The sequence below is a fragment of the Tenacibaculum sp. MEBiC06402 genome, assembly GCF_049239625.1.
In the GTDB taxonomy this organism is placed as follows: domain Bacteria; phylum Bacteroidota; class Bacteroidia; order Flavobacteriales; family Flavobacteriaceae; genus Polaribacter.
The window spans coordinates 39,414-52,354 of record NZ_JBMKKT010000081.1 but is presented as its reverse complement, the minus strand read 5'-3'; the positions used below and the strand labels follow the sequence as shown (position 1 = coordinate 52,354).

Sequence of the window (12,941 nt, the reverse complement as noted above, 5' to 3'; positions counted from 1 at the left end):
TAAAATTAATTATTATGAGTACACATTTAAACGATATAGTTACGTTGAAAGCATCTGGTTTAAAAGATGTTAAAGAGGTTAATATGCTCGTGTCTTGTGAGTTGATGAAAAATCAATTAAAAGCATCACCTGTTGATCCTTCTGACACCATTTTAGTTGCGCAAGACAGCTTAGGACATGCAATAATTTTTGCTATTGGATCTGATCATAAATTTAGATTGCTAAAATATACTAACGGCTCAAATGATGGTTTTACACAAATAGAGTTAAGTTCTGGATTTAAAGGTTACGATAAAGCAGTAACATTTGACCTTTCTGAGGACAGTCAAGGGAATATTAATATCGCAGTAGCACTTTCTAAAACAGGAAGTACTTCTACTGATATTTTTGTGGCATCGCAGTTGTCGAATGATTTTTCAAAGACAAACTGGGAGAGTTTTAATACGTTATGTAAAAAGGTAAGTGGGATCGATGCAAATTTTATCGCAGACCACATTCGGTTGGGAGTATCAGCTGATCAGAAAAAACCTTTAATTGTATCAACTGGAAAAATAAATAATAACGAGTTCTATTATGAGATAAATGAAAAAAATGAAGCTGTAAAATTAGAACTTCCAGAGAACGTCCATAAGCCAACAGAAATTGAATTGGGATATTGCTTTGGACAAAAAGGAAAATTCTTTTTGTATCAAATAGGAGATACACAAACTCTTGAATGTACAACTATTGCGGATCAATTTGAAGGAAGTGAAACTTATGATTTTAGTCCGGGAAACTCTGAGTTGCCACAAAAGTATAGAAATATGACTTACAATTGTATGGCTGTTTCCTCTGGAATAGAAACCAATCCGATGACAATTTCTTCTGATTTATACATTGGAACCAATACAGGTGTTTACTTGTTTAAAGGAGGTAAAATTAGTAAAGGTTTTCAAGTTGTTTCTGATACAATTGAAGATGTTCATCAGGTAATTGTTGCGGAAGATGAAGAAAGTATTTCTGTTTGGGCTACCGCTAGTCCAAATCGCTTGTATTACATATATGGGAAAAAAGAGAAAGATGGAAGTTATACATTTAATGATGCCATTTTATTTAATCAGAATACACTTCACATTGCTCCAATTCGAAATAGAGTCAAAAACACAAATGAACTTTATCTAATAGATCAAAAAGAGAATGTAGTGCATTTTTGGCAAGATGGAAAAACAACTATTTGGAATCAACGAACTATTAATGTCAAAGGCGGAGAATATTTAATTGATTTTACGTCGTTTACAACAAATATTAAATTAACCGATCAAAACGGAACTATTTTACCGAACACAGAGGTTGAAATACTTTCTTCGGAATGGATTTTTGCTAATATAAATGGACAAATTTATAGTTTAGATGTTGATGTTCCTGCTACAGTAAAGTCCGATAATCATGGTAACATCAATATTATTCAAATGACAGAGGATATTTCGTCTCCAATTTTACATTTGAATGCTAGTTTCTTATCTAAAACTATTAATATTTATCAAAATGGAAAAATAGAGAAGGGATTAACTGCTATCGAAAACGGAAACGATTTAAAAAATGCTAAAGATCAAGATGGCAAGCCCGTTTTATCAAAATCGTTATCCGATGATACCGTAAATGGTGTGGCATATAATTTAGATCAACTAACAAATGCAGCATCTACACATAAAGTTGGTACTCAAGAGGCTAATCATGTTTTTGTAACGCTTACAGATGTAAATGTAAAAGAAACAGGAAAATTGAATGTTAGTCATTTACCGTCAAATTTTTCCATGGGAATGAAGCTCTCGAATGGTGTTTGGCAGCATCATAATCCAAATGATGGAGGATTCATTTCTACAGGAGGAATTTTAGATGATATTAAAACCTTTGCCGGAGATGCATTACATTGGTTAGAGCATGCTTTTGTCGACGGAATTAAGTTAATTGAAAAAGGAGTTACTTTTCTTAAGGATGGAGTAAGTTTTGTTATTAAAAAAGTAGGTGAAGTGTTACATTTTGTACTCACTATTGCCGATAAAGTTTTAACCATTGTTTTAGATACAATGTTGACAGTTTTTAAAGCCATTAATTGGGTTCTGAAGTTAGTTGGGATAGATTTAACAGCAATTTTAAGATGGTTAGGGCATTTATTAGGTTTAGATACAGTTTGGAATGCTCATAAGGTTATCGCCGCTTTGTTAAATAATGGAATTGATTATGGAGCTGAGGTTTTGGAAAATAAACTTCAGGAAATACATGATTTTCTAGAAACAAACTTAAACAAAGCCGAGGATTTGATTTTATCACAAGTTCTTCCGTCTAATGTTAAATCACAAAGTTTAAGTCAAGCTCATAATCTAGATAACCCGATGAATTCCTCTGCAGGAAGTTGGGTTTTCTCGCAGATAATGCATCATAATTTGTTAGGAGGAGGAACAGGTCAAAAGTTAAAAACAAATAATCCTTTTATTCAATTTTATCAAGATGTTATTGAACCAACAGTTTCTGTTACCATTACTGATATAGCCCAAGTTATTGAAGATTTTTCTTCGGTACTATCGGGCAACGTAGAAGATGCATATAAGCTTATTCCAGATTTAATTAAACTTATTATCGATCCTATTAAAACAATAATCTTAGGAGTTATAGAATTTTTAAAAGATTTTGTTGGAGATATTCAGGCGTTTTTAACTGAAGAGTTAAATATTCCATTCTTATCTACATTATATAAATATTTTACAGCTCTAATGGGAGAAGAGGAAAAGTTAACCATTACTAACGGAGTTGCGTTAATTATTGCTATTCCTTATTGTTTTGTTCATAAAGTAATTACCGGTGAAACAGCATTTAGCGAAGGTGATTACGGAATGAAATCACCAGATTACTTTAAAAGTCTTTTCGGTCATCAAAAAAAGGGAGATTTTGTGTTAACTGGAGCAACATCTCCAGCAGAATATTATTCCAAAATAGGAGGAGGGATCGCGGCTATAGCAGCAATTCCTGCTAGTATCATTTCGTTAATCTCTTTTGCAAGTGAGGAGAATGACTCTGAAATGGGTGTTTTGGATAAAATTGGATTAGCATTTTCGGTAGTTACCGATGCCTTAACATTTCCAATAAAAAAAAATACGGATGCTACAGCTGGGTATGTTCTTAAACTAATTACATGGGGCTTAACGGTTATTAAAGATATTGGATTCAAGAGAATTCCAAGTGGAGTAGTAGCTGCTGGGTCAGAAGCCGTTGTGGATGCTGTAAACTTCTGTTTGGCGCTACCTGCCAATATTTTGAATAAAGAAGATGGTTGGTCTTACAGTCAAGATATTCTGTCGAATGGGGGAGGTTGTGCTGCTTCGGGCGGTATAGCTGCAAAAGGAACAGAAGTTGGAGAAATAGTTGGTGTTATTGGAGCTGGAATAGCATATTTCGGTGCAATAATTGGTTTGGTAAATGTGGTGAAATCAGACGATGTTAAATATTTAATTAATCCGGCTGGATAAAAAAACGAGAGGTCTGAAATTAAATCAGACCTCTTTTTTCATATGTTTTATAAGTTTGATTCTAAACCGAATTACAATTCGAACAAATTAATTTCATTTCAGGATAGGTTTTCTTTTGAAGTGGAAAACAAAGGCACTAGTTTTTTTTTAATTTTCGAAATTTCTTGGACTTCGCAATTTGAAAATAAGCCAGGTAGTTTATCGGTTATTGTAAACAATAGTTTGTATAAAACATTACATGAAGAAGAATATCCAGATTATTTCGTTTTATTGATAGCATCAATAGCAGAGGTTACTTCGATTCAGTTTAAGTTGGCTTCATTAAATTCATGTGTTGAATTTACTAATGGAGTTGTTACTAGCTTTTATGTAAATAATCAATTAAAAAGTAATTGGTGCTGGGCAGCTGTTACGCGTGCGATTTTAAGAAGAAAAAATCCCAGAGTAATTAAGAGTCAATATGAAATAGCGAAGGAGATATTAAAATTTGAGTGTTTATGTAAAAAAACGGCGTATTGTGGGAAATGTAATCGGCCTTATTTTTTAGCAGATGTATTATCTCATTATGATGTACTTGAACAAGCTATGCCAAGAATTGTAGATAAAACCACATTAGAAAAGGAGATTTCGAACGATAAAATCATTGTACTTGCAGTAAAATTGAATGATTCCGCTTTAGGTCATTTGTTAACGATAAGTTCTAAGTTTAATGGTTTTTTTACTGTTTGGGATTCCAAAAAAGTTTTGCCAGAACTTAAGACATATGAGGAATTATTAAGTTTGAAAAGTGGTGTATGGTTGAATACGTTTATTACCAAGTAGAAAGACTATTATTCACGTATTTTTCGTAAAATACTTTCCAAGCCATTTAGCTTTAATTCATAAACTAGAGCCATCATTTTTCCGAGTTTTCCTGCTGGAAATCCTTTGTTTTTATACCATACCATGTAATACTCTGGAATATCAATTAAGTACGTTCCTTTATATTTGCCAAAAGGCATTTTCATATTTGCTGTATCGATTAAAAATTGTTTGTCTCGTTCCATTATTGATTAATTATAATGAAAACCTCCAAAATCTTCATCCTTTTCAATATCAATATCTAGAAAATTATAAATTTCATTTACTAGATAATTGATATCTTCATCTCGAATATAAACAGAGGTAGGATGCATTTCCTCTTGCAAATCATTTTCTTCGTTAAACCTGAAAAATGCTAAAGTAGATTTAGTATGTTCGGAGTTTAATTTTACTATTTTAATAGTTAATTCATTGCATTTGAAAGTAGTCTTCTTAGTTTGAATTAAGCCATAATCATAATAATAACTAAAACTCTTTTTCGAAATAATTAAATATTCTTTACCATATCTATTCCATAAATAACTTCTGATCAACCAAACGTTAACTCCTAAGAGGAATAAAAAAGGAATTATAGTTTCTTGATTAAATTCGCTGTTTTTAGCTATGAAAAACATGAAATAAAATAAAACTGAGGCAACTAAAAAGCATAATATTAGAAGTGCAAACCTCGCTATAGCAGAGGATTGAACTAATAACTCTATATATAAGTTTTTACGGTCTTTTCTTAAGGAAACTCTATTCGAAAACTCTTTCATTTTTTCGGTAAAACTAATAAAATTATTGATATTTATGCAAAAGACCAAAATCAAACAGTGTCCAAAAGCTAGCTTTTAATCCGCTTTCCTTAAATCCTGTGTTTACCCATGTGTTACACGTTTTAATTGGAGAATAAGAGCCATTTGCTTCAAACAATTGTGAATTAGGATACATTTTTTGTTTAATTCTTATTTTAGAATTGTGATTAATTTTGAAAGTATCGAAGATATATTTATTCAATTTTTCAAGTTGATTGGAATTTACCGGAACAGGCGTCCATTTAGGGTTGAAAGCTTTTTTCGGATTTACCTCAATTAAGGTAGGATTATTCCAAAATAATGCACCCAATGCATACTTCATTTTAAAATCACTCCATGTCGGTGTGTTTAAATAAAAATTTACATCTCCCCATCCAAATCTAATGAATTTTGTATTTGTTTTAAGTTGTAAATCTTTCTTTAGTTCAACAGATAAATATTCTTCAGGAATGATTACACTTAAATGAATTCCATTTGAAGCAATGTAAATATGTTGACTCGACTTTTCTTGAACTTTATTTACAGTAATATAACTAAGTAGAATAGAAATACAAACATATCCAACGATACTCGACAAAAAATAAGAAGTATATCGTATTGTTTTTTTAATGAAGCGCATACGAATCGTTGCCTTCTACATAATCTTGCAAATACTGATATCTTTCCGTTAACTCTCCATTATTTGTAGTCATTTTGGCGCGTTCTAAAATCCCGTCCTTGTCGTTGTTGTAAAAAGCAGGAATTACATGCTCAAGAAACATGTCGCCAAAACCTTCACTAGCATCTTTAGGTAACTCACAAGGTAAATTATCAACAGCCATTACTACAATTGCGTTGTCATCCTTGTAGTCAACTTCAGACTCAGATTGTGCGTCGTAACCATAAATAGGATCAGCAATAGTTGAAGCTCTTAACGTAGTTGCAACTGGACCATCTACATCGCAAGAAATATCTGCAACATATCTAATATTAAAATCTTTTGACTTTACATCCTCTCTTGTATATAAATACGGAGCACCATCACCGTAAAAATGTCCAGCAATAAAGAAATCAGTTTCTTTAGCATATGGCATAAAGTTGCTTTCATATCCTGTTGGATCTTTGTAGAATTCATACTTATCTCCAACTTTACCATCTTTACGTTTTGCGTACTCCATTACATCAACTAAACAATAAACAGGTTCAGTAAATTTTGATGTAAGATATAAAGCATCACTTACTTGTTTTATTTTTAAGTGATCAAGAATTTCTTGAGCTCCTTTAGCTACTTTTCCAGTTCCAGAAAGTAATATCTTTATGTTTGAAAGTTTAATTTTATCTAACTCTCTTTTTACAGCATCTAAATCTGTCAAAGTTTCCACTTTAGGTAAAGAAAAAGTTCCTTCTTTTAATCCAATAGCTCTAATTCCGTTATATGCACCGACTAACCCAGCATAGCGACCAAAACCAATTAAACGAGCACCATTAGCTTTTATAATAGTTTCATGATCATACATTTCTATATTTTTAGCTAACATTGCTTGCAGCAACTTTCTATTATAAGGTTGTTTCTTAATGGTATGACTAAAAAAGAAATATTTTTTGTTCGGAATTAAGTTGTCAACAGGAACTTCTTTTACACCTAATAATACATCGCAATCGGATACATCATTGGTAACTTCAAATCCAGCGGCCGTGTACTCTTCGTCTTTAAAAACTCGTATGTCAGAACTTTCAACAACAATTTCAGCTTCCGGAAATTGCGCTTTAAATTCTTTTAATTTTTCCGGAGAAAATACGACCCTTTTATCAGGTGGATTTTTACGTTCCTTTATGATTCCAAACTTCATGGTTGACTGTATAAAATTTAACAAAAAAGATGTTATTTGTTGTAAATTACAACATCAGTCTACAAAAATACACGATTTTGACCTACTGTACAAGTAGTATTTTAGTCTTTAACAGTCCAGAAAAGTATGAATAGATGAGGTTCCTAAGAGCAGCATTAATTATAAGTAATAAGACAACTCTCATTAACCGAGAGTTGTCTTTTTACTTTAACTAAAAGTATTTGCATTTTACATATCAGCAACTTTTCCCTTACAAACACAATATCCAAGTGAGTAGTCATAAACTCTTTCTTGTCCTCTTCTACATGCGGTTGGGTTTGGCCCCCAGTTATCACTGTTTTTACACCAGTAAGGTGAACCAGGACCTCCTCCGTTAATTTTTTGTAATGTTTGTTTGTTTAAAATTGTTCCGATTTTTGAAATTGATTTAATCATACTATTTGAATTTTTCGGTTAGTGAAATTATTTTCATTGATGAAATTCAAAAAATGAATTCGTTCACAAATATTTCATGAAATGTTGAAAAAAAGAATTGAAAGAGGTGCTCATTTATAAAATATGCAGGTACTTTTTTTAAAATGTGACTCCTATTGTTGGTTTTAATATTCTGAAAAACAGTTTATTACGTATTCTTCATAGACAAAGGTGTTTTTCGTGTTGATAAAGGACATAAAAAAGGTAATTTTAGAAAACAAAAAACTAAATAATTATGAGACTTACATTTATGGAGGATTTAAAAAACTTTGAATTGACAAAAGAAGAGCAAATAAAGATTTATGCTAAAGGAGGTAAATTAGATGGAGGAGTTAATACAGATGGCGATGAAGATTGTTTTCCATTAGCAGACGGTAAGACTAAGAAAAAGAAGGACGGTACAGTGTGTATTTAATAACACTTATATAAAAAGCCCTTACTTCCCCGTTTCTATTTTTTCGATAAATTGATACGGGGTTATTCCTGTATATTTTTTAAAAATTCGCGTAAAGGATTTCGCATTCTTATAACCACCTATTTCACCAATCGCTTGAGTTGTATAGGCTCTAACTGTTTTATCGTTGTTTAGTTTCTCTACAATATATTTTATTCTCAAGTCATTTGTATATTCACTAAATGTCATTTTTTTATAGTCCTTAACAATTTTTGAGAGATAAGTTGTGTTGGTTCCTATTTTTTTTGCGGCATTATAAAGGTTAAATTCTTCTTTTAGGAAAAATAAACTTTTTTCGATTTTCTTTAAGCCTTCAATAACTTCTTCATGATGCTCATTTTTAATAGTCACAGCAGTAGAACTACTTTGACCTTTTGATTCTATTTGAGTCGAGTTTAAGAGACTTTTAAGTCTTTTTTTAGCGTTTCTTTTTTCTTTTACGTTCTTAGATATGATATAAATACTTGTCAAGACAATTACTATAAGTAATATAATAGCAGAAGTGAATAAATTTTGACTTTTTTTGTTTGTTTCTTTTAAACTTTCAATTCTTTTCTTGAGTAAATAAGTTTCATCAGCACTAAATATCTTTTCATATTCTAGCTGTTCTTCTTTAGATGCTTTAGCGAGAATTTTTTGGTGCTTTGAAAAGTAGTACGAAGCAGAGTCTTTATTGTTTTGCTTTACATAAATTTCACTCAGATATTTATGAGAATTCACAAAGTTTGGATCTAATAAAGTGTCTTTTTTTATTCGTAAAACTTCTAAAAACGAACGTTTACTGTATTGTAATTTGTTCATTTCCCAATAATTCACACCTGAATTATAAAAAGCATTATACAAATAAGCTTGTGCGTTACTTTCAGTAAAAAATGCTATACTTTTTTGAAAAAATGGTTCGGCCTTATTGTATTCCTTTTTTAGGTTGTACGCAGTAGCTAAGTTATTATAAACTTGTCCGTATTTGAATTTAGAGAGTTTAAGGTCTTTATCAGAAAGTATTGTATTTAGATAATAAATGGAAGAGTCTCCATAGCGAAAAGTTTCTCTTTCTTCGTTTAATAATGAATTGTAAATAGCACTAGTATTAAGAAGAGTTTTAAATTTTCTGGTCGCATATTTACTCCCTAATCGTTCCTTATTGTTTTCTACAATTTTCAGCGTTGTATTTATTTGTTGCAGTGCATTATCAAGTTTTCTCATGTCCTGATAAACAAGAGCAACGTTTCCTTTTATCTTAACAATACGTTCAACATCATTAATTATTAAAGCATAATTTTCAGCCTTTAAATAATGTTGCAGGGCAAGTTTCATTTGTCCTCTTCTCTTGTAAGTGTTTCCTAACAAAATATGAATATCAAAAAGAAGTGTGTAATTCGTGTTGTTTTCCTTTATTTTAGGTAGATACTTGTTTATGCTATCTTTATAAGATTCGAAATTTAATTGATATTTATCTCTTGTTTTTAAATACAAGGAAGCAGCATACGCAAAAGTTTTATAGGAAGTTTGTTGTGTTAATGATAGTTCATTCATATAGAATAAAGTACTATCTGTTCCAATTTTCTTATTGTTATAAAATTTTTGTTTTAATGTTTTTAATCTATTTTGATTTTTATTTGAAGCTTGTTGTGAAAAACATTTTATACTGTTGAATACTAATAAAATAATAAGACAAAAGTAAGGACGCATAAACTAATAACGGTTTGCAGTGTGGATAAATATATGAAAAATAGCTCTCATAGATTTTTTAAATAAATTAAAACAAAAGATTATTGTTTGTTTATGTAAACTTGTTTTTATATTTGTTGTCTGTCTTTTTAAGAGGCTATGTCATTATGGCTCATTGTTTATTTTGGTATAAATTTTGAAATTTTATAATACATCCTTGACATATTGGGGACGACTGGTTTTGACAGCAAGACTAGTAAAACTGTAAGCATACCGAGGAGTGAAATGAATACTCGTAAAACTTATTTCAAAAATTTAAACGGCGAAAATAATTACGCTTTAGCTGCTTAATAATCCGAATTATAGTAAGATTCAAGCCCCGGCACACAAGGTGTGCAAGCTAAATGTCCACGAAAAGCCTTGGTTTGCGGCGTTTCACTTTTGGGCATCGTAAAAGTAAACATAGAGAGTCTAGCACTTCGATAGGCTTTCGAAACTAAAGAAGATAAGTTAAAAGTGGGCAGTTCTTAGTCAGCTTTTAATCGAAAATTAAATAAGAACTAAGTATGTAGAAAGCTTTTTTGCTACTTGTTTGGACCCGAGTTCGATTCTCGGCGTCTCCACAAATAAACCCTGTAAGCATTTTGTTTACAGGGTTTGTTGTTTTTAGGTGACAATTTAGGTGACAAAAAATTGTTTAGAAGCGATAATCGAATTTTAATAAAATATATCTTGGTACCAATCTGTATTCATTTGTTGATGTACCAATATCGCTAATTCTTAATTCTTTAAATCTATTAGTGTTAAAAAGATTTTTACCTGTTAATGAAAGTTTTGTTTTATTCTTTTTTAAGGTATATCTTAAGTTAAAATCTGCAAAGTAATATGCACTATTGTCTTTATTAACATTTCCAAAAGCATATCTTTCTAATTGGAAATCTGCATTTACTTTATCAAAAGTAAAAGACAAATCTAAAAATGAAATATTATTTGTAAAAGAATTTGAAGTACTTGTTTTTATTTGGTTTGTCAGCCATTTTGTACCAATATGATAATTAAAAAAGCTATTAAATCCAGAACGTAATTCTAACCCATAAGAATAATTTTTTGAAATAACTTCTCTAAGATTAGAGCTGTTTACAATATTCTTATAATTAGCAGATGAAATACCAAAGTCTAATTTTAGGTTAGATGAAATAAATTTAAAATATCGATCAATACTTGAATTAATACTTAAAAAATCTCTGTCTTTTATTAGAATTTTCTCGGCTTGAGAATAGTTTTGATTTATGATAGAATTAGTGCTAAAAAAGTCATGATTTTTATTATAAACTATCGAAGTGTTTGCAAAAAATCTACTTCCCCAATTCCCAAAAGTATAATTAAAGAAGGCTGAAGAAGAGTTTAACAGATTGAATTGTCCTGTTCCTTTTGAAAAACTTCTAAAACCTCTTAAAATAAAGTTGTCGTATATGTCTAAGATTTTTGAGTTTGTTGTGTTATAGGAATATGAAGAGCTAATTTTATTGTTGTTATTGATTTTCCAAGTAAATCCTAATTTAGGGTTAACAAAAAATTGTTGCTCACTACTCTTATTAAATCTATTAAATAACTGATGAACTCCTAGATTTGCGTTAAAAGATACTTTTTTATTTAGTTTTAAAAGATATTTTGTTTTTAGGTATAAATCATTAGATAGATAACTAAGATTATTCTGATAGTCGTTAGGGGTCTCGGCAATAAAATTATCATCTTTTAATTGGAAAGAAGAAGTTAAATTATCTTTTCTTAACTGATTTCCAATTTGAACCTCTAATAAATTACCTTTTTTTCTTCTGTCTAATAAATGACCTTCTAATCCCCAAAAAGTCATATTGTTATCATTTATTTGAGCAATATTATTACTTGTTACATTTGGAAATAAATCGTCATATAAAAATTGATTTATACTATAATTTTCAGGTAATGATTCGTAAATGTACCTACTTGTTGCTAGTATTACTCTATTTTTATTTAGCTTACTTGTGAAGGTAGCTTTATTATCAAATAATGTTTTTTTTGACTTGAAATGCTCTATAGTACTTCGGTTATTGAAAATTAAATCGCTAATATTATTTTGTCTTTCCCTATTATATTTGGTGATAATTTCTAGCGTACTCTTTTTAGAAGCATTATAAGTTATATCTAATTTACCAAAGCCTGTAATTCTTTTTTTTCTTAACGAGAAGTTTTCGGTATTACTGAAAGTTGTATTTGCAGTTTGGAAGTTTTCTGTTGAATTTCTGAAAAAATCATTCTCATCCCAATTTAAAAAAACAATGGGTTTAATTCTTAGTTTTTTTGTAGGATTGAAAATGGCATTCAAAGATACTAGTTCAGTATTATTAAGGTTAGTTCTTGAATCTTTAAAATTAGGTATAAAAGCGTCTAAACCAAGTAGGTTATTAACTTTTTCATTGTCTCCAATACTTGAAGGTTGATCTATTCGAAATGAATACATAAGGTTTGAAATGTCACCAGTTGCATCTGAACCAATGTTATTCATGTTAGTGATAAAATAATATTTATTTTTTTTTCCGAAATTAGCTAAGTTGCTTTGAAATGTGTATCTATTTTCTGAAGCTATTCCGTAACCTGCAACTGCATTTCCAAACCAAACCCTTTTGGCGTCCTCTTTCAAAACTAAGTTTAAAGCTACTTTTTCACTTTCTTCTACCCCTTTTAAATGTTTGTTATTTGAGTAGTTTTTTAATACTTCTACTTTATCTATAGGATTAGGAGGTAGATTTTTTGTTAATACTTTATAGCCTTTTTCAAAAAAATCATCACCATCAACCATAACCTTTTCAATTTCTTGGTTACCTATTTTAATAGTGCCATCTGCATCTACATCTAAACCAGGTATGTTTTTCAGTAAATCTTCAACTACTTCCTCATTTCCTTTTGTAAAAGATTTAACATTAAAAACAATAGTATCTTTTTTTATTTTAATTGATCTTTCAGATTTTACTACTACTTCATTTAATTCAAATGATTTTTCTTTTAGTACAATAGAAAAACTTTTATCTCCTAATTTTAAAATGTCAATAGGAATGTTTTGTGTTTCAAAGCCTAACAAGGAAAATGTTAGATTAAGCTTTCCTGTTTTATTAATTGTTAAACTAAAAGCTCCTTCCTCGTTAGTACTGGTATAATTGACTATAGTTTTTTCGGATTGATCTTTTACTATAACATTTACTTGGTAAATAGGCTCATTATTAACAGTTTTTACATTACCTGTAATTACTGTTTGACTTGTTAAATGGTTGTAGAAAAAACAAAAAAAGACTGAAACAAAAAATATTTTACACTTCTTCAT

Annotated in this window: 10 protein-coding genes and 1 other RNA gene; 4 read left to right on the top strand and 7 right to left on the bottom strand. The window is 30.1% G+C overall.

Going from position 1 to position 12,941, the window contains the following annotated elements:
- Positions 1–14: 14 nt before the first annotated feature.
- Both ACOSP6_RS01845 and ACOSP6_RS01840 read left to right on the top strand, forming a co-directional pair.
- Positions 15–3,503, top strand: coding sequence for a hypothetical protein (locus ACOSP6_RS01845; protein ID WP_422095525.1), 3,489 nt, complete (start codon positions 15–17; stop codon positions 3,501–3,503).
- A gap of 42 nt (positions 3,504–3,545) precedes the next feature.
- Positions 3,546–4,325 carry a hypothetical protein gene (locus ACOSP6_RS01840; protein ID WP_422095526.1) on the top strand — a complete coding sequence of 260 codons (780 nt, stop codon included), beginning with the start codon at positions 3,546–3,548 and terminating at the stop codon, positions 4,323–4,325.
- Positions 4,326–4,333: 8 nt separating this feature from the next.
- Here the strand turns inward: ACOSP6_RS01840 and ACOSP6_RS01835 are convergent, their stop codons facing one another.
- From ACOSP6_RS01835 to ACOSP6_RS01815, 5 genes are all read right to left on the bottom strand, one after another.
- Positions 4,334–4,549 (bottom strand): DUF3820 family protein, encoded by a 216-nt coding sequence (locus tag ACOSP6_RS01835; RefSeq protein ID WP_422095527.1) that lies wholly within the window; start codon positions 4,547–4,549, stop codon positions 4,334–4,336.
- 6 nt (positions 4,550–4,555) lie between these two features.
- Complete coding sequence (locus ACOSP6_RS01830) at positions 4,556–5,119, bottom strand: hypothetical protein (protein WP_422095528.1); 564 nt, start codon at positions 5,117–5,119, stop codon at positions 4,556–4,558.
- Between the two features lie 22 nt (positions 5,120–5,141).
- Positions 5,142–5,777, bottom strand: a complete 636-nt coding sequence (locus ACOSP6_RS01825; protein ID WP_422095529.1) for a DUF2459 domain-containing protein — start codon at positions 5,775–5,777, stop codon at positions 5,142–5,144.
- Positions 5,764–6,987, bottom strand: coding sequence for an NAD(P)-dependent oxidoreductase (locus ACOSP6_RS01820; protein ID WP_422095530.1), 1,224 nt, complete (start codon positions 6,985–6,987; stop codon positions 5,764–5,766). Before ACOSP6_RS01820 ends, ACOSP6_RS01825 begins: the two co-directional genes overlap by 14 nt.
- 228 nt (positions 6,988–7,215) lie before the next feature.
- Positions 7,216–7,422, bottom strand: a complete 207-nt coding sequence (locus tag ACOSP6_RS01815) for a hypothetical protein (RefSeq protein ID WP_422095531.1) — start codon at positions 7,420–7,422, stop codon at positions 7,216–7,218.
- 274 nt (positions 7,423–7,696) lie between these two features.
- Here ACOSP6_RS01815 and ACOSP6_RS01810 point away from each other — a divergent pair, with 274 nt between their 5' ends.
- The gene (locus ACOSP6_RS01810; RefSeq protein ID WP_422095532.1) at positions 7,697–7,876 is read left to right on the top strand and encodes a hypothetical protein; all 180 of its coding nucleotides are present in this window, start codon (positions 7,697–7,699) and stop codon (positions 7,874–7,876) included.
- A 21-nt stretch (positions 7,877–7,897) separates the two neighbouring features.
- On the opposite strand, the gene ACOSP6_RS01805 is transcribed toward ACOSP6_RS01810, so the two are convergent.
- Positions 7,898–9,448 carry a helix-turn-helix domain-containing protein gene (locus tag ACOSP6_RS01805; protein ID WP_422095533.1) on the bottom strand — a complete coding sequence of 517 codons (1,551 nt, stop codon included), beginning with the start codon at positions 9,446–9,448 and terminating at the stop codon, positions 7,898–7,900.
- A gap of 362 nt (positions 9,449–9,810) precedes the next feature.
- On the opposite strand from ACOSP6_RS01805, the gene ssrA reads away from it, so the two are divergent.
- Positions 9,811–10,209: a transfer-messenger RNA gene (ssrA, locus tag ACOSP6_RS01800) on the top strand.
- 71 nt (positions 10,210–10,280) lie between these two features.
- On the opposite strand, the gene ACOSP6_RS01795 is transcribed toward ssrA, so the two are convergent.
- Positions 10,281–12,941 (bottom strand): carboxypeptidase-like regulatory domain-containing protein, encoded by a 2,661-nt coding sequence (locus ACOSP6_RS01795; protein ID WP_422095534.1) that lies wholly within the window; start codon positions 12,939–12,941, stop codon positions 10,281–10,283.

Coding starts and splice junctions, on each gene's coding strand:
- ACOSP6_RS01845 (WP_422095525.1), top strand. CDS start 15: ATGAGTACACATTTAAACGATATAGTTACGTTGAAAGCATCTGGTTTA.
- ACOSP6_RS01840 (WP_422095526.1), top strand. CDS start 3,546: ATGTTTTATAAGTTTGATTCTAAACCGAATTACAATTCGAACAAATTA.
- ACOSP6_RS01835 (WP_422095527.1), bottom strand. CDS start 4,549: ATGGAACGAGACAAACAATTTTTAATCGATACAGCAAATATGAAAATG.
- ACOSP6_RS01830 (WP_422095528.1), bottom strand. CDS start 5,119: ATGAAAGAGTTTTCGAATAGAGTTTCCTTAAGAAAAGACCGTAAAAAC.
- ACOSP6_RS01825 (WP_422095529.1), bottom strand. CDS start 5,777: ATGCGCTTCATTAAAAAAACAATACGATATACTTCTTATTTTTTGTCG.
- ACOSP6_RS01820 (WP_422095530.1), bottom strand. CDS start 6,987: ATGAAGTTTGGAATCATAAAGGAACGTAAAAATCCACCTGATAAAAGG.
- ACOSP6_RS01815 (WP_422095531.1), bottom strand. CDS start 7,422: ATGATTAAATCAATTTCAAAAATCGGAACAATTTTAAACAAACAAACA.
- ACOSP6_RS01810 (WP_422095532.1), top strand. CDS start 7,697: ATGAGACTTACATTTATGGAGGATTTAAAAAACTTTGAATTGACAAAA.
- ACOSP6_RS01805 (WP_422095533.1), bottom strand. CDS start 9,448: ATGAATGAACTATCATTAACACAACAAACTTCCTATAAAACTTTTGCG.
- ACOSP6_RS01795 (WP_422095534.1), bottom strand. CDS start 12,941: ATGAAGAAGTGTAAAATATTTTTTGTTTCAGTCTTTTTTTGTTTTTTC.